Annotated in this window: 21 protein-coding genes; 7 read left to right on the top strand and 14 right to left on the bottom strand. The window is 62.4% G+C overall.

The genetic code is table 11. From position 1 onward, the window contains the following. Nucleotides 1-2 precede the first annotated feature (2 nt). Complete coding sequence (locus EP165_RS15900; RefSeq protein WP_127523830.1) at nucleotides 3-1,454, bottom strand: RimK family ATP-grasp domain-containing protein; 1,452 nt, start codon at nucleotides 1,452-1,454, stop codon at nucleotides 3-5. Continuing rightward, nucleotides 1,451-2,551 (bottom strand): GNAT family N-acetyltransferase/peptidase C39 family protein, encoded by a 1,101-nt coding sequence (locus EP165_RS15895; protein ID WP_127523829.1) that lies wholly within the window; start codon nucleotides 2,549-2,551, stop codon nucleotides 1,451-1,453. The genes EP165_RS15900 and EP165_RS15895 overlap by 4 nt, the downstream gene beginning before the upstream one ends. Before the next feature lie 250 nt (nucleotides 2,552-2,801). Here EP165_RS15895 and EP165_RS15890 point away from each other — a divergent pair, with 250 nt between their 5' ends. Beyond that, on the top strand, nucleotides 2,802-3,680 hold the full coding sequence (locus tag EP165_RS15890) for a mechanosensitive ion channel family protein (protein WP_127523828.1): 879 nt from the start codon (nucleotides 2,802-2,804) through the stop codon (nucleotides 3,678-3,680). Nucleotides 3,681-3,796: 116 nt separating this feature from the next. Then, a complete protein-coding gene (locus tag EP165_RS15885) occupies nucleotides 3,797-5,032 on the top strand; it encodes an MFS transporter (protein WP_127523827.1) in 1,236 nt (411 codons plus the stop codon). 3 nt (nucleotides 5,033-5,035) lie between these two features. Here the strand turns inward: EP165_RS15885 and EP165_RS15880 are convergent, their stop codons facing one another. From EP165_RS15880 to rpoZ, 9 genes are all read right to left on the bottom strand, one after another. Further along, the gene (locus EP165_RS15880; protein ID WP_127523826.1) at nucleotides 5,036-5,566 is read right to left on the bottom strand and encodes a PaaI family thioesterase; all 531 of its coding nucleotides are present in this window, start codon (nucleotides 5,564-5,566) and stop codon (nucleotides 5,036-5,038) included. Next, the gene (gene recO / locus EP165_RS15875) at nucleotides 5,563-6,324 is read right to left on the bottom strand and encodes a DNA repair protein RecO (protein WP_127523825.1); all 762 of its coding nucleotides are present in this window, start codon (nucleotides 6,322-6,324) and stop codon (nucleotides 5,563-5,565) included. Before recO ends, EP165_RS15880 begins: the two co-directional genes overlap by 4 nt. 14 nt (nucleotides 6,325-6,338) lie before the next feature. After that, on the bottom strand, nucleotides 6,339-7,256 hold the full coding sequence (era, locus tag EP165_RS15870; protein ID WP_127523824.1) for a GTPase Era: 918 nt from the start codon (nucleotides 7,254-7,256) through the stop codon (nucleotides 6,339-6,341). Next, nucleotides 7,253-7,963: a ribonuclease III gene (gene rnc / locus EP165_RS15865; RefSeq protein WP_127523823.1), complete on the bottom strand. Its 711-nt coding sequence runs from the start codon at nucleotides 7,961-7,963 to the stop codon at nucleotides 7,253-7,255. Before rnc ends, era begins: the two co-directional genes overlap by 4 nt. 17 nt (nucleotides 7,964-7,980) lie before the next feature. Continuing rightward, nucleotides 7,981-8,730 carry a signal peptidase I gene (lepB, locus tag EP165_RS15860; RefSeq protein WP_127523822.1) on the bottom strand — a complete coding sequence of 250 codons (750 nt, stop codon included), beginning with the start codon at nucleotides 8,728-8,730 and terminating at the stop codon, nucleotides 7,981-7,983. Between the two features lie 103 nt (nucleotides 8,731-8,833). After that, nucleotides 8,834-9,235, bottom strand: coding sequence for a holo-ACP synthase (gene acpS, locus EP165_RS15855; RefSeq protein WP_127523821.1), 402 nt, complete (start codon nucleotides 9,233-9,235; stop codon nucleotides 8,834-8,836). A 12-nt stretch (nucleotides 9,236-9,247) separates the two neighbouring features. Then, nucleotides 9,248-9,838, bottom strand: a complete 591-nt coding sequence (locus EP165_RS15850; RefSeq protein ID WP_127523820.1) for a DUF2062 domain-containing protein — start codon at nucleotides 9,836-9,838, stop codon at nucleotides 9,248-9,250. 166 nt (nucleotides 9,839-10,004) lie between these two features. Next, on the bottom strand, nucleotides 10,005-12,230 hold the full coding sequence (locus EP165_RS15845; RefSeq protein WP_127523819.1) for a RelA/SpoT family protein: 2,226 nt from the start codon (nucleotides 12,228-12,230) through the stop codon (nucleotides 10,005-10,007). A 172-nt stretch (nucleotides 12,231-12,402) separates the two neighbouring features. Further along, nucleotides 12,403-12,798: a DNA-directed RNA polymerase subunit omega gene (gene rpoZ, locus EP165_RS15840; RefSeq protein ID WP_127523818.1), complete on the bottom strand. Its 396-nt coding sequence runs from the start codon at nucleotides 12,796-12,798 to the stop codon at nucleotides 12,403-12,405. A 252-nt stretch (nucleotides 12,799-13,050) separates the two neighbouring features. On the opposite strand from rpoZ, the gene EP165_RS15835 reads away from it, so the two are divergent. The 3 genes from EP165_RS15835 (at nucleotide 13,051) to asnB (ending at nucleotide 15,919) form a co-directional block, all read left to right on the top strand. Further along, the gene (locus EP165_RS15835; RefSeq protein WP_127523817.1) at nucleotides 13,051-13,635 is read left to right on the top strand and encodes a LabA-like NYN domain-containing protein; all 585 of its coding nucleotides are present in this window, start codon (nucleotides 13,051-13,053) and stop codon (nucleotides 13,633-13,635) included. A 14-nt stretch (nucleotides 13,636-13,649) separates the two neighbouring features. After that, nucleotides 13,650-14,297 carry a uracil-DNA glycosylase gene (locus tag EP165_RS15830; RefSeq protein ID WP_127523816.1) on the top strand — a complete coding sequence of 216 codons (648 nt, stop codon included), beginning with the start codon at nucleotides 13,650-13,652 and terminating at the stop codon, nucleotides 14,295-14,297. 68 nt (nucleotides 14,298-14,365) lie between these two features. After that, on the top strand, nucleotides 14,366-15,919 hold the full coding sequence (asnB, locus tag EP165_RS15825; protein WP_127523815.1) for an asparagine synthase (glutamine-hydrolyzing): 1,554 nt from the start codon (nucleotides 14,366-14,368) through the stop codon (nucleotides 15,917-15,919). A gap of 30 nt (nucleotides 15,920-15,949) precedes the next feature. Here asnB and smpB read toward each other — a convergent pair whose 3' ends face one another. Both smpB and dapA read right to left on the bottom strand, forming a co-directional pair. Next, nucleotides 15,950-16,423, bottom strand: a complete 474-nt coding sequence (gene smpB, locus EP165_RS15820; RefSeq protein ID WP_127523814.1) for an SsrA-binding protein SmpB — start codon at nucleotides 16,421-16,423, stop codon at nucleotides 15,950-15,952. 24 nt (nucleotides 16,424-16,447) lie between these two features. Further along, entirely contained in the window at nucleotides 16,448-17,338 is an 891-nt protein-coding gene (gene dapA / locus EP165_RS15815) for a 4-hydroxy-tetrahydrodipicolinate synthase (RefSeq protein WP_127524020.1), read from the bottom strand. Nucleotides 17,339-17,591: 253 nt separating this feature from the next. Between dapA and EP165_RS15810 the strand changes: the two genes are divergently transcribed. Together EP165_RS15810 and EP165_RS15805 are read left to right on the top strand one after the other, a co-directional pair. After that, nucleotides 17,592-19,622, top strand: coding sequence for a lytic transglycosylase domain-containing protein (locus EP165_RS15810; RefSeq protein WP_127523813.1), 2,031 nt, complete (start codon nucleotides 17,592-17,594; stop codon nucleotides 19,620-19,622). A gap of 2 nt (nucleotides 19,623-19,624) precedes the next feature. Then, nucleotides 19,625-20,518, top strand: a complete 894-nt coding sequence (locus EP165_RS15805) for an alpha/beta fold hydrolase (RefSeq protein WP_127523812.1) — start codon at nucleotides 19,625-19,627, stop codon at nucleotides 20,516-20,518. 116 nt (nucleotides 20,519-20,634) lie between these two features. Here the strand turns inward: EP165_RS15805 and EP165_RS15800 are convergent. After that, nucleotides 20,635-21,567: porin (locus tag EP165_RS15800; protein WP_164743067.1), on the bottom strand; the 933-nt coding region annotated here is incomplete at its 5' end.

Raw genomic sequence — 21,567 nt, 5'->3', positions numbered from 1 at the left:
GCTTACCGCTCCAGGCGGCGGATGAACCAGTCGGTCAGCCTGGTCCAGACCTCGTCCTTCTCACCGGTATCCTCGCAGCCATGGTCGAGGTTCGGATTGTCGTTGACCTCGATGACGCACACGCCGTCCGGCGTCTCCTTCAGGTCGACACCATAGAGCCCGTCGCCGATACAGCGCGCGGCGCGTACGGCGACGTCGATCACCTCCGCCGGCGTCTCACGCAGGGTGAATGTCCGGAAGCCGCCCTCATCCGGGCGGCCGCGGCGCTCATGATTTACGATCTGCCAGTGTTTGCGCGCCATCAGATACTGGACCGAAAACAGCGGCTCGCCGCCCAGAACGCCGATACGCCAGTCAAACTCGGTCGGCATGAATTTCTGCGCGATCAGAAGGTCGGAATCCTCCAGCCATTTGGTGGCAAGCTGCTTCAACTCGGTGAAATCCCCCGCCTTCTTCACGCCGCGCGAAAATGAGCTGTCGGGGATTTTCAGAACCAGCGGAAATCCAAGCGTCTGCGCGGCGAGCTCCAGGTCGCCCGGCCCGGCGATCATCACAGTGGGCGGCACCGGCACCTTGTTCGCGGCCATCAATTCGTTGAGATAGACTTTGTTGGTGCAGCGGATCATCGACAGCGGGTCGTCGATGACCGGCATGCCCTCCTGCTGTGCGCGGCGGGCGAAGCGGTAGGTGTGATTGGAAATCGCGGTCGTCTCGCGAATGAAAAGCGCATCGTAGTTGGCAAGCCGCGCGAGATCGCGCTTGGTGATCGGTTCCACCTCAACGCCCATCTTTGCGGCAACACGCGACCAGTGCTTGAGCGAATTGACCGACGATGGCGGCAACTGCTCATTGGCGTCAATAAGAGTGGCAAAGGTATAGCGGGCCGGCGTGCGGGTGCGCGAATCGCGCCATTCACGCGCGGTGTAGCGCTCCATCGATTCCAGGAACCGCGCCTTGTGGCCGGCATCCATGCGGGCCAGCGGCAGGAAGCCGATTTTCCTGATCGCCGCCCATTGGCCATCCTCGATGGTGACCTCCAGCGAGGGCGCGCGGAACCAGTCGAACAGCAGCCGCGCAAAACGGTCCCACACTTTGGACGGTCCCATGCCGAAAAAGACGGCCAGCGTGCGCGGAAAGTCTCCACCCAGATCCTTGCGGCATTTGTTGAGCGCCTGCTCAAGCTCCGGCAGCGCGTTTTCGTACAGTTTCTTCTCCGACAGGTCGATCATGGTCTCGACTGTGGGAATGACCTTGTGGCCGCGCGAACTGGCCAGCAGCGACGCGTAATAGCCACGCGACTGGTAGGAATAGGAACTTGAAAGGTTGATCACCTTGGGCGGCTGGCCCCGAAACAGCGAGGGATGGGCCAGGTAATCGCGGTTGGTGATGATCTTGTGGGGTGTCGCCACCTGATCGAGATCGCCGGCGCGGCCGGTCAGGATCACCCAGCTCATATCTGCTTGCCCTCTCCCAGAATGACGGCGGCACGCATGCCGCCGAAGCGCGCCATCGAATAGAACACGTCATGCGGAACGGGGATCGCCGCCGCGTCGATGCGCGTCTCTCCCCTTTCATCCTCGACCCAGGGGTCATGCATAATCAGATGGTCCCCGTCGTCGGCCAGCACCAGCACCCAGTGCGGCACCTTCTTGCCGAACATCAGATAACCGCTGACCAGAACCATCACCAGCCGGCCGGAAGCGACGGCGGCGCGAATTTCGTCGAGCGCAAAAATGCGGTGCGACACCGGAATGCCTGCGGTGCGCACGCGCTCCCTGAAGTCCTTCTGGGCAACCTCCATTACCCAGCGCTTTTCGTCGCTGCGCACCGACTGAAGAAAAAGCGCGCCGGGATGCGAGACGATAATCTCTGCAGACAGGCCATGATCGTGCGCCACAGCCGCGAGGCCGAACGGCTCGCAGCCTCCGGGTCCCGACATCATGAAGACCGTGGTCGCCTCGCGCCACAGCCTGATCTCCTTGACCGGGTCGGGCACAAAGCCCGGCTGATAGTGCGCCAGCGCCATCATCAGGCAGCATGGGCCGCATGTGAAATCGACCGACTGCTCGTAATACGGAACTTCGGCGACCGAGCCGCGATTGCCGCGCAGTATCTTTTCGAGCCTGAAAGCGCCCGCACCATCTTCGTAATAGTCTGGCTCGGCCCCGATCTGGCGATAACCCGCCTGTTCGTAGAGCTTGATCGCGCGGCCGTTTCGCTCGCTGACCTCAAGACGCAGGAGCAGCCGGCCGCGCTCGTAGGCCGCTTTTTCAGCCGCCGCGAGAAGCTGCGCACCGACGCCGGCGTTTTCGCCGCCTGGCAGCCGCGCCAGCGAATAAAGCCGCGCGACGCCACTGCCACGGCGGAAAAGCACCATCGCATAGCCGGCGGCGGCGCCCGCCACCTCGGCGATCAGCGTCGTGGCCGACTTGCGCTCCAGCAAAGTCCTGAACGACCGGCGTGAAATCCGGTCGGTTTCGAATGCCTGGTTTTCGATTGCAACGAGCGCATCGATGTCGGCGGCCCGCGCGGCGCGAATGGCAAATGACATGCCTGAGGGATTCCCGATCCCGCGAAGACCGACCCCTGCCGTTGAGGGCGCTTGCGCGCGGTCTTCTTCCGGCAAGCCCAAATCGCCTATCGCGCGCGAATTGGGGCTGAATTGTGACAACATGCGCGCGTGTGCACGCTATGCTTGGACAAGTGGCGCACGAATCGCGCCAGCGTCGATAAGGGGCCGGGTTCACAGGCTTCGTCGGCGCACGCAGCCCAATGCAATTACAAACGGAGCCACGCAGAACATGGATTTCAGCACGGAGAACATGATCCAGGCACTTGAGGCGGCTTTGCGCGAAGCCGGCTCGCTTGTTGTCAGCTATTCATTCTCGATCCTCGGCGCGGTGGTTCTCCTTGTCCTCGGCCTCATCATCGCCCGCATGATGGAAAAATGGTCTTACCGGCTGCTGGGCGAAATCCGCGGCTTCGACGAGACCCTGCGGCGTTTCCTGTCCAAGGGGCTTCGTTATGTCGTGCTGGTGCTTGTTCTCGTCACCGTGCTGGCCCAGTTCGGCGTGCAGACGGCATCGATCATCGCCGCTCTTGGCGCCGCCGGCCTGGCGATCGGCCTGGCGCTGCAGGGAACACTGCAGAACATAGCCGCGGGGATCATGCTTCTTGTGCTCAGGCCGTTCCGCGTCGGCGAGTTCATCACCGCCGGCTCGATCAGCGGCACTGTTGTCGAAATCGGGCTGTTCGCGACGGAGATCAAGATGCTGGACGGCGTATATATGTTCGCGCCCAACAGCGAGCTCTGGAACACGCCGGTGACCAACTATTCGCGCAATCCGCAGCGGCGCTACGATCTGACGATCGGCATCGGCTACAGCGATGACATCGACCTTGCCAAGAAACTGCTGCTGGATCTGGCCGGCGGCGACAACCGGGTGCTTTCAGAGCCGGCGCCCGAGGCCTTCGTCATTGAACTCGGCGACAGCGCCGTCAACGTCACCTGCCGCTACTGGACCATGACTTCGAACTGGTGGCAGACGCGCCTCGACCTTACCAAGGCTGCAAAAACCGCCTTCGACCAGAACGGCATCTCGATCCCCTTCCCGCAGCGGGACATTCATTACATTGCCAATGAGCCCAAGGCGAAGAAGCCGGCGCGCAAGGCGGGCTGACCTTGCACGGCGCGCGGACCGGTCAATTAATTTGATCGAATAGCGCCGACAATTCATTTGTACCGATTGGCTGGCGGCCTATTATCCGGCCGGAATTCAGTCAGGAACCTTGACCTATGGCCCTGCCCACCGCCAACCGCGCAGATCCGCGCCTTCCCTGGCTGATCATCGCCTGCGGCTGCCTGATTGCTGCGCTGACCTTCGGCCCGCGCTCGGCAATGGGCTTCTTCCAGCTGCCGATGCTTGCCGAGAAAGGCTGGGACCGCACCACCTTCGGCCTCGCCATGGCGTTTCAGAACCTGGCCTGGGGGCTCGGCACGCCGGTGTTCGGAGCGCTGGCCGACAAGTTCGGCACCTGGCGCGTGCTGGCGCTGTCCGGCGTCATGTACGCGCTGGGCCTGGCCATGATGGCGGGTTCGTCGACGCCGCTGATGCTGCATATCGGTGGTGGCGTTCTGGTCGGTCTCGGTGTCGCTGCGGGATCGTTCGGAATCGTACTGGCGGCCTTCGCACGCAACACGCCGGCGGAAAAGCGCAGCCTGGTTTTCGGCCTCGGAACCGCGGCCGGGTCGGCCGGCATGTTCTTTTTCGCGCCGCTGTCGCAGGGGCTGATCGATTATGTCGGCTGGTACGATTCGCTGATCGCGATGAGCGCGATGATGCTCATCATCCCGGTGCTGGCCATACCGCTGCGCGGCAATTCCTCCAGCGGCACCGTACAGGAAGTCAATGCCAACCAGACTGTGGCGTCGGCTCTGACCGAAGCGCTGGCACATCGCAGCTATCTGCTGCTGGTATCCGGTTTCTTCGTCTGCGGCTTCCAGGTTGCCTTCATCACCGCGCATTTCCCGGCCTATATCTCCGATATCGGTATCGAGGCGCGTTATGCCGTGATCGCGCTGGCGCTGATCGGCTTTTTCAACATCATCGGATCCCTGAGCTCCGGCTTTGCCGGCCAGCGCTATTCCAAGCCCATGCTTCTGGTCTGGATTTACCTTGGCCGTTCGGCACTCGTGACAGCCTTCCTGCTCCTGCCGCAGACGCCAGCCAGCGTGATCGTCTTCTCGATCCTCATGGGTCTGTTGTGGCTGTCGACCGTGCCGCCCACCAACGCACTGGTGGCGATCATGTTCGGCACCCGCCACCTCGGCATGCTGGGCGGCATCGTGTTCCTGTCGCACCAGATCGGGTCGTTTCTGGGCGTATGGCTCGGCGGCTATCTCTATGACAGCATCGGCAGTTACGATCCCGTATGGTGGCTGGGTGTGTTGCTCGGGCTATTCGCAGCGGTGGTGCACTGGCCGATCGCGGAGAAGCCGGTGGATCGGCCAGTGGCGGAAGCGGCGGAGTAAGCTCTATCTTCGGGCAATCAGGTCCGACATCGGGAATATCGAGCAGGTTTCGGTGCCGAATGCGAGCAGCTTGCCATCGGCATCACGCAAAGACGCCTCCGAAACCGCCGTTGTGCGGCCCTTGTGAACCACCGTGCCGGTGCACTCCACCAGCCCGGTCTTCGGCGTGATCGGGCGGATCAGGTTCACCTTGAACTCGGCGGTCGTATAGGCCTCGCCCTTGGCAAGCAACGTCTGCACGGCGCAGGCAAGTGCTGAATCCATGATGGTTGCAGTCCATCCGCCATGTACGGCGCCAAGCGGGTTCAGGTGGCGCTCATTGGCAACGCCGCGAAAAACAGCCTTGCCTTCTGCCACTTCATAGAGCGAAAAATTCAACTGGCCGCCGATCGGCGGCGCGGGATAGGTGCCGTCAGCAACGCGTCGAAGGAGTTCGAGGCCCGAATATTTCGGCAGGTCCTCGATCGGGATCGTGCCCACGCCCAGGCGCGAGAAATATCCGGGGTAGATCTCGAGCCCCTCGCCGTCACTCATGCCGCATCGCCTCCCAATTGTGCCGCCCCTTGCGAAACGTGCCTTCGTACCGACGACAAAAACCCGGTTCTCGCCTCGGGTTCCGTCAGCCCGCGCGGCTCATAGACATGGCGGGCCAGAAAATAGCCGGTCAGCCTGAACGCCTGATCGAGCGCTGCCGGATCCGACGGGCGGCCGGCCCCGGGGCCGAGAAATCCCGGCAGCTGAAGCAGCCGGTCGTGCCAGGGCTCGCCTGCCTGGCGCGATACGGCGCGGCCGGTCTTTGGCGATACATAGACGAGTTCCTCTCGCGCGCCGCTTGCCGCGCAGCGCGACAGGTCGAGCCCGAAGCCAAGGTCGTCAAGCAGTGCCAGCTCGAAGCGGATGACGAGTTCGGCCGCCGTGCCGGCGTCGTCCAGATGGGCGATGAGCAGCTTGAGCGTTTCATAAAGCCGCAGGTGCGGATCGCGCTCGGGCAGGAGCCGCAAATGGGCGGCCAGAAGCTGCAGGCCGTAGACGGCAATAGAGCTTTCGAACAGGCGCGCCGCATTGAGCTCGCGCCCTTCGACCTGAAACGTGCCGAGATGCTCGTCGAGCCGGGCACGCCAGTGGATTTCGACCTCGTTGCCGGGTTGCAGGAGCGGCTGGAGCTTGCGTGAGCGTCCGCCGCGCACCATGCCTAGATGGCGCCCGCGCTGACGCGTCATGACCTCAAGGATGGCGCTGGTTTCGCCATGCTTGCGGGTGCCGAGAATGATTCCCTCGTCGCGCCATTCCATTGTTCAAGCCTGAACTATCCTTTCGGAAATTCAAGTCCCATCTCGCGGTAGCGCTCGGGATCATTGCCCCAGTTTTCGCGTACCTTCACGAACAGGAAGAGATGCACCTTCTGTTCGAGGATTTCTGACAGCTCCTTGCGGGCGGCCTCGCCGATCGCCTTGATCGTCTCGCCCTTCTTGCCGATCACAATCTTCTTCTGGCTGTCGCGTTCGATATAGATCACCTGTTCGATACGTACCGAACCGTCGGGCTTCTCCTCCCATTTCTCGTTCTCGACATGGGAAGAATATGGCAGTTCGTCGTGAAGCCGCAGGAACAGCTTTTCGCGGGTGATTTCAGCCGCCAGCTGGCGCATCGGCAGATCGGAAAGCTGGTCCTCGGGATAATACCAGGGCCCTTCCGGCAGTTTCTGCGCCAGATAATCGAGCAGGTCGCCGCAGCCCGAGCCGTCCAGCGCCGAAATCATGAAGGTGCGCTCGAAGGCGGCATATTCGTTCGCCTGCGCCGTCAGCGCCAGAAGCGTGTCGCGTTTGATCCGGTCGATCTTGTTGAGCACCAGAACCTTGGGCTGGCGCACCTCGCCGATATTTTCGAGCAGCGCCAGTGCGTGGCCCTTGATGCCGCGCTCGGCATCGATCAGCACCAGCACCAGGTCGGCATCCTTGGCACCGCCCCAGGCGGTGGTGACCATCGCCTCGTCGAGCCGCCTCTTCGGCTTGAAGATGCCGGGCGTGTCGACAAATACGATCTGTGCAGCGCCATGCGTGGCGATGCCGCGTACGATGGCACGCGTGGTCTGCACCTTATGCGTAACAATCGAAACCTTGGCGCCAACGAGACGATTGACAAGCGTCGATTTGCCCGCATTCGGAGCGCCAATGAGGGCAACGAAGCCGGAGCGCGTGGTTTTCTGATCGGGTTCGGTGTTCACCCGTTATCTTCCTTTTCCCAAATGCCTTCGCGCTCGAGCATCGCTGCGGCCGCATTCTGCTCCGCCTCGCGTTTGGAGCGCCCTTTGCCGCTCGCCGGCTGATAGCCCTTGAGTTTGGCCTTCACCGTAAAAAGCGGATCATGGTCGGGGCCCGAACGGCCTTCAAGCGCGTAGCTGGGCGCCTCACCGGCCACCTGGTGCGCCCATTCCTGAAGTTCGGTCTTGGCGTCACGGCGGGCAGCACCAGCGGATTCGGCGTGTTCGGACCAGTGGCGGTGAATGAATGCGCGGGCGGCGTCCAGCCCGCCATCGAGATAAAGTGCTGCTATCAGCGCTTCGACAACGTCGGCCCGCACGTTGACGCGTTTGCGGCCAGACAGCGCACGCAGTTCGGCGCCGGTCGCGATGAATGCCGTGAGGCCGATTTCCTCCGCGATGGACGCCAGCGTCTCCGCATTCACCAGCGCGTTCAGCCTGACGGAAAGCTCGCCTTCCGGCGCGGCCGGAAAGCTAGAAAACAGCATTTCGGAGATCACGAGCCCCAGCACCCTGTCGCCCAGGAACTCGAGCCGCTGATAGTCGATCCCTTTGCGGGCGCTGGCGTGGGTCAGTGCTCTTTCGAGCAACGCCATGTCAGCGAATCTGTGCCCGGAGAGAGCGGCAATGCCCTCGACCGGCGCCGCGCCGGCTACCACGCGTTTCGGCATCTGCCGGCCCGCATCGTCTACTCGACCCATCCGAACAGACGGTCGACACGCAGTTCCGCCGGCCATTGCCAGATTTCGAGCGGGCTGTGGCCGCCGGCGATGGAGAAGAAAATGATGTTGGCGCGCCCGACCAGGTTTTCGTGCGGCACGAAACCGACCGTGAAGCGGCTGTCGGTGGAGTTGTCGCGGTTGTCGCCCATCATGAAATAATGGCCCTCGGGCACACGAAATTCACGCGTGTCGTCGCCGATGCCGTTCTTGGTAAGATCGAGGGTGTCGTAGGATACGCCGTTGGGCAGCGTCTCGCGCCACACCTCAACCGGGCGATTGACCTCGGTAATGTCGGGATTGTTGATCTCACCGACCTTCTCGCGCGCCACTGGCTCGTCATTAATGAACAGCGCGCCGTCACGCATCTGGATGCGGTCACCCGGCAGACCGATGACGCGCTTGATATAATCGAAGCTCGTATCCTGCGGCAGCTTGAACACCACGACATCACCGCGTTCGGGCTCGGCATCCCAGATGCGGCCGGAGAAGACGGGCGGCGAAAACGGCAGGGAGTGACGCGAGTAGCCATAGGCCCATTTGGTGACGAACAGATAATCGCCCTCAAGAAGCGTCGGGCGCATCGATCCCGACGGAATCGAGAAAGGCTGGAACAGGAACGTTCTGATGATCAGTGCCAGAATAAGCGCCTGAACGATGACGCTGACGGTCTCGCCAAGCCCGCCGGACTTCTTCTGCGTTTTTTCTGCCACGCTCATTTCTTCCTCGGTTCGAACAGCCCCGGTGGGCCGCAGCCGTATTAGACCTTCACACCGGCAGGGGCAACGCTATTGCGGCAGCCTTGTGGCGGCGCAACAGCGGCTAGTCGACCGGCAGCGCCTCGATGATCACAAACGCCTGCGCCAGCGGGTGGTCGTCGGTGATGGTGATGTGAATGTGAGCACGATGGTTTTCGGGCAGCAGCTCGTTCAGCCGCGCTGCCGCGCCGCCCGTGAGTTTCATCGTCGGCTTGCCGCCGCGCAGATTGACCACGCCCATGTCGCGCCAGAAAACCCCTCGCGACAGCCCGGTTCCAAGCGCCTTGGCGCAAGCCTCCTTGGCGGCGAATCGTTTGGCATATGATGCAGCGCGCTGCTTGCGCCGTTCCGAGCGTGCCTGTTCCACCGGCGTGAAGACGCGGTTGATGAAACGTTCGCCAAACCTCTCGAGCGTAGCTTCGACGCGTCTGATGTCGATGAGATCGCTGCCGATGCCGACAATCATGAAGCTATCAGTTCACGCCGTACCGGGCTGGGCGGCCATCGCCGCCTGAGCGCGGCGTTTGGCTCGCTCGGCAAGCCGCTTGCGGCGTTCCTCCCGGAACATGACCGTGCCCCAGCGGGTCAGCAGATAAACGGCCACGCCGGCCAGCGACCCGAGAACCAGCCCTCCGACCGTCATCGGCCACAGCAGCGGCTCCCAGATGTGGCTGAAGTCGAGATGGCGCAGGGTCGATGCGAGGTTCAGAGGAGCAAACGATTCGGGATGGCGGCCGTAGAGCAGGAAACGGCCAAGCTCCAGGGTTCCTGCAAAGATGAAGGGAAAGGTGATCGGATTGCCGACCATGGTTCCGAGTGCGGAGGCCACAACATTGCCGCGCAGGCAGATCGCCAGAGCCGCCGCAATGAGAAAATGAAACCCGAGATAGGGCGTGAAAGAAGCCAGCACGCCGGCTGCGGCGCCGGCCGCGATCGCATGCGGCGTCGCCGTAATCCGAAGCACACGTTTGACGAAATACTGGGTCGATCGCCAGACCGACCTGCGGGGCCAAAGCCAGGTGCGAATCCGGCCCCATGAATCTTCAGGTTTTCTGCGTCGAAACAGCATCGCGCCGTCAATACTCGTTTGTCAGAAGCCGCATCCGCGACCCCACCCATGGCAGGAGAATAATGGCGGCTTGTTAACCAAGCGTATCGCCGTGCCCCAGCAACTCCCAACCGGACCATAAACACGCAATGTGGCAGCCACAACAACAACTAAGGACGTAATGAGCCTATCCGTTCACGCGTTTGGCGTCCGAAACGCTGGCATGCTCCTTGAGCTGCGACAGAAGCCGGTTGAGCTGCTTCAGATCCCAGACTTCGAGATCGATGATCATCTCGGTGAAATCGGGAGCGGTGCGCACCATGGAGAGCATATGGATATTGGCATCGTTTGCGGCAACCACCTGGGCGATATTGGCGAGGGAACCGGGTTCGTTGATTGCGGTCACGGTCACCCGGGCAGGAAACCGTTCCTTGGTGTCCTCGTCGATATCCCAGCGCACGTCGATCCAGCGGTCGGGCTGGTCGTCATAAGCGGTCAGCGACGGAGACTGGATCGGATAGATCGTGATGCCCGAACCCGGCTGCAGAATGCCGACGATCCGGTCTCCGGGCACGGCACCTTCCGGCGCGAAGCGGACGGGAAGATCGCCGCTGACGCCACGAATCGGCACCGCGTCGCCCTGTTTCTGCGTCGGCTTCTTGCTCTTGCGCGACGAACGGCCCGGGATCTGGAACAGCATGCCCGCGGCATTGCGCATGTTGAACCAGCCCTCCTCCTTCGGCGGATGCGTGACCCGCTCATCCTTGAAGTCGGGGAACACGGCCTTCATCACGTCGGGTGAGGAAAGTTCGCCGCGGCCGACCGACGCCAGCACGTCCTCCACCTCCTTGCGCGCAAGCCGGTGAAGCGCCGGCTTCAGCGCGTCCTTGGTGAAGGATTTGCCGGCGCGCTCGAACGCGCGCTCGAGAATGCGGGTGCCAAGCCCGGAATACTGCTTGCGGATCGCGTTGCGGGTGGCGCGGCGGATCGCCGAGCGCGCCTTGCCGGTAACGACGACATTTTCCCAGGCCGCCGGCGGCACCTGCGCCTTGGACCGGATAATCTCGACCTCGTCGCCGTTCTTCAACTCGGTCACCAGCGGCATGATGCGGCCATTGACCTTGCAGCCGACGCAGGTGTCTCCGACATCGGTATGAACCGCGTAGGCGAAATCGATCGGTGTCGCACCGCGCGGCAGCGGGATGATCATGCCCTTGGGCGTGAAGCAGAACACCTGATCCTGGAACAGCTCCAGCTTGGTGTTTTCCAGAAAGTCCTCCGGGTTGTCGCCGACCGACAGCGCTTCGATGGTGCGCCGCAGCCAGCCATAGGCGTTGGTGTCGCGCGAGATCGCATGGCTGCCGCCGTTCGCCCCCTCCGGCAGATCCTTGTAGAGCGCATGCGCGGCGACACCGTATTCGGCGACGCGGTGCATCTCATGAGTTCGTATCTGCAGTTCCACGCGCTGGCGCGAAGGGCCGACAATCGTAGTGTGGATCGACTGGTAGTCGTTCTGCTTCGGGGTCGAAATGTAGTCCTTGAAACGGCCGGGCACCATCGACCAGGTGCTGTGGATCGCGCCGAGAGCCCGGTAGCAGTCGGGCACGTTGTCGACGATGACGCGGAAACCGAAGATGTCGGAGAGCTGTTCGAACGACAGCCCCTTGGTTTCCATCTTGCGGAAAACGGACCAGGGTTTCTTGCGCCGGCTTTTCACCACCGCGTCGATCTTGTTGCGCTCGAAGAGATCGGTGAGCGCGACTTCAATGGCGGAGATGACGTTCTTGCTGCTTTCGGTGATCTCGGTGAGGCGCTCGATGACAGCGGCGTAGGCTTCCGGGTTGATGTGACGAAAGGCGAGCTCCTCCAGCTCCTCGCGCATGTCCTGCATGCCCATGCGACCGGCAAGCGGCGCATAGATTTCCATCGTCTCTTCGGCAATCCGCTGGCGCTTCGAATGCGGCACATGATCGAGCGTGCGCATGTTGTGCAGGCGGTCGGCAAGCTTGACCAGAAGCACACGCACATCGTCGGAAATGGCCAGCAGAAGCTTGCGCAGATTTTCTGCCTGCTCAGCCTTCTTCGAGACAAGATCGATTTTCTTGAGTTTGGTCAGGCCCTCGACTAGCCGGCCCATGTCGGGACCGAACAGCTCGTCGATCTCCTGCCTTGTGGCAGTCGTGTCCTCGATCGTGTCATGCAGCAGCGCCACGGCGATGGTGGCTTCGTCGGCATGCATGTCGGTCAGGATCGCCGCGACTTCGAGCGGGTGCGAAAAATAGGGGTCGCCAGATGCGCGCCTTTGCCGGCCGTGCTTCTGCATGGCGTAGATATAGGCCTTGTTGAGCAGCGCCTCATTAACGTCGGGCTTGTAGCGCTGAACACGCTCGACAAGCTCATACTGACGCATCATCGGCAGCTACTCCGGCTCTTGTCCTGCTTCGAGATGGCTGCGGACGTGGAAGGCCCGGCATGCAGGGGCTAAACGAAACATGCGCCGCGGACGCCCGCGACGCATGTTCAAAATAGCGCTGATTGCTTGCCCAAGAAAAGGGGCGCGTTGCCTCAGTCCGGCGATAACCGGCTCAGAAATCGTCGCTTTTTTCCGGCGGCACGAGGCCTTCGATGCCGGCGAGCAGGTCTTCCTCGCTCATGCGGTCGAAAGTGACGGCTTCTTCGGGCGCGTCGGGGGTCTCGGCGGCCTCGGAAGCTTCGGCGGTCAGCGCGGGCTGATCGGCTTCCGGCTCGTCGACCTCGACGTGCTTTTGCAGCGAGTGGATAAGGTCTTCCTTAAGATCGCCAGGCGACAGGGTCTCGTCGGCGATTTCACGCAGGGCCACGACGGGATTCTTGTCATTGTCACGATCGATCGTGATCGGCTGCCCCTGCGAAATCAGGCGGGCGCGATGACCGGCCAGGAGGACGAGTTCAAAACGGTTATCAACCTTGTCGATACAATCTTCGACAGTAACGCGGGCCATGAGGCGCCCCTTTCGTTCAATCGGATTTTTCCGGAAATTTGCGGCTCAATATCGCGAAGCGTTCCGGATTTCAAGCAATCACGCACAGGTGCGGCGGTTTTGCGGCATCGTTGAATGAGCGAACCACACTAACGTGACTGTCTGCACCCTTCAAAATGCCCAAGCAACGCGCTAACTGATAATCATAGGCTGGGCGGGTTTTCCTCCGGCGGCACCGTTTTGAATTCAGTCTTTTCAAAGAGGGATATTGCCATGTTCGATCCGCGTGAAAAAATCGCCCTGTTCATCGACGGCGCCAATCTCTACGCCACCTCCCGCTCGCTCGGTTTCGACATCGACTACCGTAAGCTTTTGGAAGCATTCGGGAAAAAGGGGTACCTGCTGCGCGCATATTATTACACCGCGCTTGTGGAAGATCAGGAATACTCCTCGATCCGGCCGCTGATCGACTGGCTGGACTACAATGGTTACCGGGTGGTGACGAAACCGGCGAAAGAATTCACCGACTCCACCGGGCGGCGCAAGATCAAGGGAAATATGGACATCGAGCTGGCGATTGACGCGTTCGAGCTGTCCGATGTCGTCGATCACTATGTGATCTTTTCCGGCGATGGCGATTTCCGAACGCTTGTGGAAGCGCTGCAGCGGCGCGGACGCAAGGTAAGCATCATCTCCACGATGAGTTCGCAACCGCCGATGATTTCAGATGATCTGCGCCGGCAGGCGGACCAGTTCATCGATCTCGTGTCGCTCAAGGATGAGATCGGGCGCGATCCATCCGAGCGGCCGCCACGCCGCACAGAGCCCGACGAGGACCTCGAAGACGACGAATATTGAGGTCATCCGCGGCTATGACGGCCTTTGAACCTCCTCGCGATTGCGAGCAATGCCCTCGCCTGCACGGCTTCATTTCCACCTGGCGGGCAAAAGAACCTGCCTGGTTCAACGCGCCAGTGCCGACACTGCTGCCGGAGGCCGGCGCGGAGAGTGTGCGGCTGTTGATCGTCGGGCTTGCGCCAGGCCTGCGAGGCGCCAACCGGACCGGTCGCCCCTTCACCGGCGACTATGCGGGCGACCTGCTCTACGCAACGCTCGGCGCATACGGCTTCGCGGACGGAACCTACCAGGCACGCCCGGATGACGATTTAAGGCTCGTGGGGGCGGCGATCACCAATGCGGTACGCTGCGTTCCGCCGGAGAACAAGCCGACCGGAGGCGAGATTGCCACCTGCCGGCAGTTTCTGACCCCGACAATCGAGCGCTTCTGTAATCTGGCGGCGATCCTTGCGCTGGGCACGATCGCGCATCAATCCGTCGTTCGGGCGCTGGGCGAACGCGTTGCGGCGTTCAAGTTCGGCCACGGCTCCCGGCACGATATCGGCGGCATCGCACTCTTCGGCAGCTATCACTGCTCGCGCTACAACACCAATACCGGCAGGCTGACCGAAGAGATGTTCGCAGACGTATTCTCCGAAATACGACGGTTTCTCGACAATTAGGCCCGCGCGGCCCTGATATGAGCTACCGGGTCCGGCCCGACAAAGGCCGGTGAAAGGAAGAGTATCTCATGTGCGGGTTCGTCTGCCTGTGGAACGTCGGCGACGAGGCGCTGGCGCGAAACATGATCGAGCGTCTGTCCCATCGCGGACCGGATGCCGTGGCGGTGGCACGGCTGCCGGGCAGTCCGGTTGTCATGGCACATTGCCGGCTATCCATCATCGGACCGGAGGATGGCGCGCAACCCATCCATCAAAGCGACGACATGCTGGTCGTCAACGGCGAGATCTACAATCACGAAGACATCCGCGCGATCGTCGGGCCGAGCGCATTTGCAACCGCCAGCGACAGCGAGACGATCCTGCATCTCTTCCGCACGGGTGCCTCGAAATGGATCCGCCAGATCGACGGCATGTTCGCCTTCGTTCTCGCGACCCGCGACCGCATCATCGCGGCCCGCGATCCACTCGGCATCAAGCCTCTCTACTTCGCGCGTATCGGCAACGGCCATGCATTCGCGTCCGAACTCAAGGCGTTCGAGGGCATGGACGTCGAATCCGTCCAAGCGATCCCGCCGGGTACCCTGTTCGACAGCATGGATGGCTGGCGCCAATGGTATCGGCTGCCGCAAGGCGCGGCAGAGGCCGAACCCGACTTCGACACCGCGCGCACGGCGCGAGAATTGCGCTTCTTCCTGGAAGAAGCGGTAGCGAAATGGATGGTCGCCGATGTGGAGGTGGGTTCGTTTCTCTCCGGCGGCCTCGACAGCTCCATCATCGCCGCAATCGCACAGCAGCAACGGCGCAAGTCGGGGAAGGGCCCCCTCAGAACGTTCTCCGTCGGCACCGAGGGGTCGCCCGACCTGCTGGCAGCACGCGCGGTTGCCCGGCATATCGGCTCCAACCACAAGGAATACGCCTTCACCGCCGACGACGTCGCCGCCAACCTGCCGCATGTCATCTATCATCTGGAAAGCGCCGATGTGGATCTGGTGCGCAGCGCAATTCCGACACTCTTTGCCGCCCGGCTGGCGCGCCAGGAGGTCAAGGCCGTTTTGACAGGCGAAGGGGCCGACGAGCTGTTCGCCGGCTACACCTATCACCACGGATATGTTGACCACCCGCGCGCGCTCGCCGACGAACTCACGCGCGCACTTGGAACGATGCACAACATCAACCTGCAGCGTGTCGACCGCGTGGCGATGGCCGAAAGCCTGGAGGCCCGCACGCCATTTCTCGACCGTGACCTGATTGCTTTCGCGCAATCGATACCGGCGACGCTCAAAATGCGGCGTACCGGCGACGCAGAGGCTGAATCCACCGGGCCGACAACGGAGAAGTGGATCTTGCGCAAGGCGTGCGCCGACCTTCTGCCGCACGCACTCATCTGGCGAAAGAAGGCGCAGTTCGACGAGGGGTCAGGTACGGTGGATGCGCTCTCGATCGCGCTGCAAGACCTGACCGGCGCGGCTTCGCCACTTGACCGCCAGTCGGAAGCCGATCTCTACGAAACGATCCTGCGCGAGCGATTCATGAACCCGCAGCGCATTCTTGACAGTGCGGGCCGCTGGGAAGCGGGTCGCGTGCTCACCGGCACCGACAATCTGGTTCAAGGCGCTGCATAGGCCCGGGCGACGCGTAGACGGCGAAGCGCCTTAGCCACGGTCCTTGAGCAGCCGGCCTTTTTCGCGTGCCCAGTCGCGCGTCTTTTCGGTCTCGCGCTTGTCGTGAAGTTTCTTGCCGCGCGCCAGACCGATCAGCAGCTTGGCGCGGCCGCGATCGTTGAAATAGATCTTGAGCGGCACCATGGTCATGCCCTCGCGATCGACCGATTGCGAGAGCTTGGCCATTTCCTTCTTGTTCAACAACAACTTGCGGCGGCGGCGCGGCTCGTGGTTGAACCGGTTGCCCTGCAGATATTCCGGCAGGTAGGAGTTGATCAGCCAAATCTCGCCGTCTTCGGCCGAGGCATAACTCTCCTGGATGTTGGCCTGCCCCTCACGCAGCGACTTCACCTCCGTGCCGGTCAGCACAAGGCCGGCCTCGTAAGTGTCGAGCACCTCGTAGGAGAAACGCGCCTTGCGGTTTTCAGCAACGGCGCGTGTCTTTGATTTCGCATCCTTGGACATAATATTCGTTACGGTCGGTGCCCGTCAGTTCAGCAGGCCGGCGTGCTGCATTGCCGCGTCGATCTGCGCTTCCGTCGACTTTTCGATAGTGACGAGCGGCGAGCGCACAACATTGCTGCATCGGCCGAGCTTCGAGAGTGCGTATTTGGCGCCGCAGAGGCCCGGTTCGATGAAGATCGCCTTGTGAAGCGGCATCAGGCGGTCCTGAAGCTCAAGTGCCTTTGCTCTATCGCCACTGAGCGTCGCCTCCTGGAACTCGGAACACAGCCGCGGCGCGACATTGGAGGTGACCGATATGCAGCCCACACCGCCATGCGCGTTGAAGCCGAGCGCCGAAGCATCCTCGCCGGACAGCTGGATGAAGTCCTTGCCGCAGGCCAGGCGCTGTTCCGACACACGTTCCACCTTGCCGGTGGCATCTTTCACGCCGACGATGTTGTCGAATTCATGCGCAAGCCGACCCATCGTTTCAGGGCTCATGTCGATCACCGAGCGGGGTGGAATATTGTAGATCACAATGGGCAGGCTCGTGGCGCGGGCGATCGCGGAAAAATGCGCGTAAAGGCCCCGCTGCGTCGGCTTGTTGTAATAGGGTGTGACCACCAGAACGGCATCCGCACCGGCCTTCTCGGCGTGGCGCGCAAGATCGATCGCCTCGGTGGTGTTGTTCGACCCCGCACCGGCGATGACCGGCACGCGGCCGGCAGCCACCTCCACGCACACCTCAACGACGCGCTTGTGCTCGGCATGCGAAAGGGTCGGCGATTCGCCCGTGGTTCCCACCGGAACCAGTCCTTTCGTGCCTTCCGTGATCTGCCATTCCAGAAAGCCGGCGAAGGTTTTTTCATCGAGGCTCCCGTCGCTTGCAAACGGGGTCACCAATGCGGTGTTCGAACCTCTCAGCGTGATAGCCATATTCTTCAAAACCTTCTCTTCTTTCCCGCCTGCGGCTGCGGGCGGGCCGCAAGGCGGCGCACCATAGTCCTGACACCCTTTGCGGGCAAGCATTTGGCCGTACCGAATAGTGGGCCACAGACGGTCTGATCGCGCATCCCGAATTCAGGAACCCGCGGCGAGCGCTTGCGTGCGGGCTTCGGTTTTCCACCCGGCGGTTGTAAACTTGGAAATGATGTATCTTAAGGTCATGCCGCGATACCGCAGACAGGGGATGATTGTCGCCCTGGCGCTTGGTGTGTCCGTTTCTGCCGCCGGCGCCAAAACCAGCCTGCCGAGCACCGACATCCCCTTGCCCGTATTCCGCGATGACGCCGGTTCTGCGGCATCGGACGCTGCTGCCGCCCGCGAAACCGCGCAGGATCCCGCAGCCGGCGATTTTGCGCTCTTGAAAGCCGGACTTGCGGCGCTGAAGCGCGGCGACATCGGCGGGGCGCTGCGGGCCCGAGACGCCATTCCGCAAGGCACGCTCGATCATGAGATCATGAGCTGGGCACTGGCACTCGGCGGCGTTGCCCGATCGAGCTCCGAACTGGTCGAGGTTAAGCGTGAGCTTGCCGGGTGGCCCGGCATGATCACGTTAAGACGGCATCTCGAGCGCGCGCTTCACGACGAAAACGCAGCGCCTGAAGCGGTAATCGAAGCGCTGCGGGGCATGCAGCCCGATACGCTGGACGGCGTGACGATCCTGACACGCGCCTATGCCGCGGCTGGCATGATGGACGAAGCAGCGGCGACAATGGGCCCCTTCTGGCACCATGCCCGGCTGGAGGCCAGGCAGGAAGCCACGTTGCTGAGCGAATTCGGCAATCTGCTGACGAAAGCGGATCACCGAGCACGCATGGAGCAGATGCTGCATCTCGACCGGGTGAGTTCGGCGCTGCGCGTTGCCGACAAGGCCGGTGCGTCGGAACTTGCCGAGGCATGGGGCGCCGTCATTCGCAAGGAAAGCCGCGCGAAGAAGCTGCTGGACCAGGTGCCACGGTCGCAGCGCGGCGCAGCCTATGCTTTTGCGCAGGCGCGCCGCCTGCGTTGGGCAGGTCGGTATGAAGATGCCGCGGCAGCGATGCTGGAGGCCCCCGCCGACGCCGGCGCCTATCGCGATCCCGACGCCTGGTGGTCCGAACGCAGGGTGCTTTCACGCGAACTGATTGATATCGGCAAATCGGAGGCCGCATACCGGATTGCTGCCGCCCACATCGGCGGAAGCCCGGCAGCCGTGGCAGATGCCGAATTTCATGCCGGCTGGTATGCGCTGCAGCGGCTGCGGGATGCGAAACTGGCATCGAAGCACTTCCGTTCAATCACCGAACTCGCGGAGGGCCCGATATCGCTGGCGCGCGGCCACTATTGGCTGGGCCGGACAGCGGAAGCGGATGCGAGCGTGGCCGACCCGCGCGAGCAGTTTGAGAAAGCGGCGCGATATCCAACCACATTCTACGGCCAACTGGCCGCCGCGCGCATCGGGCTAACGCCGCCGCCGGCTGCCTACCCAACGCCCAGCGACGAGGAGCGGCGCACATTTGCGGCACGTAGCGCCGTGCGGGCCATCCAGCGCATCGAAGCCGCCGGCTTCCCCGATCGCGCCGACGTGCTCTACCGCAACCTCGCCGAGGAACTCGACAGCGCCGGTGAGCTCGCGCTGCTGGCGCTGATGGCAGAAAAGCGGAGCGATCACAATCTGGCGCTGCGTGTCGGCAAGATCGCCGCTGCACGCGGCATCAATGTCGGCGCTCTGGCGCATCCGGTCGGCGTGATTCCGGCAAGTGCCGATATTTCGGCGGCGGGCGAAGCGCTCGCCTACGCGGTCGCGCGGCAGGAAAGCGAATTCAATGTTGCGGCGGTTTCGCCCGCCGGGGCGCGCGGGCTGCTGCAATTGCTGCCGCGCACCGCCCGGTCGATGGCGCGGCGGGCAGGCCTGAGCTATTCGCCCCGCCGCCTCACCTCCGACCCCGGCTACAACGCCACGCTCGGCGCAACCTTCCTTGGAGACCAGCTCAACCGCTTCGGCGGTTCATATGTCCTGACGCTGGCCGGATATAACGCCGGCCCTGCCCGCGCTCAGCAATGGATCGCGCGCTATGGCGATCCGCGCGGCAAAGACATCGACACGGTTGTCGACTGGATCGAGAGCATTCCCTTCACGGAAACACGCAACTATGTTCAGCGCGTCATGGAGAGCTTCCAGGTCTACAAAATGAGGCTCGACGGCCGCCTGGATATCACCGACGATCTCGTCAGGTAACAATGAACAACGAATTCAAAGACTTCTATTATACATCCAATGACGGGCTGAAGCTTCACGCCCGCATTTACGGCGAGAAGAACGCCCCCGGCCTGCCGATTGTTTGCCTGGCGGGGCTGACGCGCAACGCCGCAGATTTTCACGAACTTGCCGTTCACCTGGCTGGCGGCGCCACGCCTCATCAGGTGATCGCATTCGACTACCGCGGGCGCGGGCGCTCGGCCTACGACAGGAACTGGAACAACTACGATCCGATCGTGGAAGCCGGCGATGTCGTGGCGGGCCTGACGGCGCTGGACATCGAACATGCCGCTTTCATCGGAACGTCCAGGGGCGGGTTGATCACCTTCGTGCTTGCCGCCATGCGTCCGTCCCTGCTCAGGGCGGTTGTACTCAACGATATCGGGCCGGTCGTCGAAGGCACGGGACTGGCTCAGATCCGCTCCTATCTGGAACGCGCGCCCAGCCCTTCGACTTTCGAAGAGGCGATTGCCATTCAAAGGTCGGCCCAGCAGGGCATTTTTACCGGCCTCAGCGATGCCGACTGGGACCGCGCGGTGCGGGCCTTGTACCGCGACGACAACGGCCGGCCAGTGCCGGATTTCGATCCCGCACTGCTGAATACGCTCAAGAGCGTCAATCTCAGCAAAGCCCTGCCGGAGTTCTGGCCGCAGTTCCTGGGTCTTTCGGCAGTGCCCGTGCTCGCAATCAGGGGTGAAAACTCGAAACTGCTTTCAGCCGAGACGCTGACGCAGATGAAAGCGCGCCATCCCGACCTCGAAACAATCACGGTTGCAGGTCAGGGCCACGCTCCCTTCCTGGAAACCGCCGGGCTGCCAGGGAAAATCGAAGGTTTCCTGAACCGCAAAGCCACGTCCGCGAAGCACGCGGCGTAGCCTACGCTTCCGCCCCGACCGACGGGCAGTCGAAGAAGCCAGTCAACCACAGACATGAAAAAACCCGGCGGTTGCCCGCCGGGTTTTCTGTTCCAGCGATTGCTGGAAACTGATCCTTACGGGATCGAGCGGTCGAAGCGCAGAGCGCCCGCCCAGCCACCGCTGGTGGTCATGTAACGGACTTCCGGACGGATCCGGAGACCGGTAACCGGACGGATGTCCAGACCACCGACGAGGTCGAAACCACCGGTGTTGGAGAACCACTGAGCCGACAGGGTACCAGCAACGGTTGCGGTGAACTGACCCTTCACGTGAGCGAGGATCGACCACGGAGCAACGTTACCAGCTGCACCACCCGGATCGCTGATCGCGTAACGGCCAGCGCCGCTCGAGTAGAGGATGTGCAGGCCAGCAGAGAACGAACCGTTAGGTGCGTTGTAGCGGAACACACCCTTGGCGCCCCAGGTGTTGGCATCGGTGTCGTAACCGACGATCGCACCAACGGAACCCCAGCCCTGAGCGAAGCGGATACCGCCTTCGATGTCCGGCACGTAGCCGCCAGCACCGTCTTCAAGCAGCGCGAGGATGGCGGAGAAGCCATTCGAGCCGTTGAAGGTGTAGCTGATCTCAGCCGAGTTCGAGAAGCCGTAGACGCCGCCATAGACGTTGCCCGAGCCGTAGCCGAGGAAACGAGCGTACGGGGTGTCGCCCTTACCCATGCGCAGAGTACCGGAAGCACCGATGATCTCGATGAACGCATGGTTCAGGTTGACCGACTGGCCGTAGCCGGTGACTGCAGCCGGAGCTGCCGGCGTGCCGGCGAGGCCAACGCGGGTGCCCCAACCGTAGTCGAACTCGACTTCAGCGAAGCCACGCAGCGTGCCCCACTCGGTTTCGTTGCGGACGTCGAACGTCGGCGCGAAACGAGCAAACCAACGCAGGTCGGTGTTGCTGAAGTTGAGCTGGAACCGGTAGTAGCCGCCGATGGCCATGCAGGTCTCGGTGCCCGGGATGTAGTAGAATCCGGTGCCGTACACGTCGCAGATGCG

The sequence above is a fragment of the Mesorhizobium sp. Z1-4 genome, from assembly GCF_004000235.1.
Classification (GTDB): Bacteria; Pseudomonadota; Alphaproteobacteria; order Rhizobiales; family Rhizobiaceae; genus RCIO01.
Note: the sequence above shows the minus strand (reverse complement) of the source record. Positions and strands in the feature narration are given on the sequence as shown.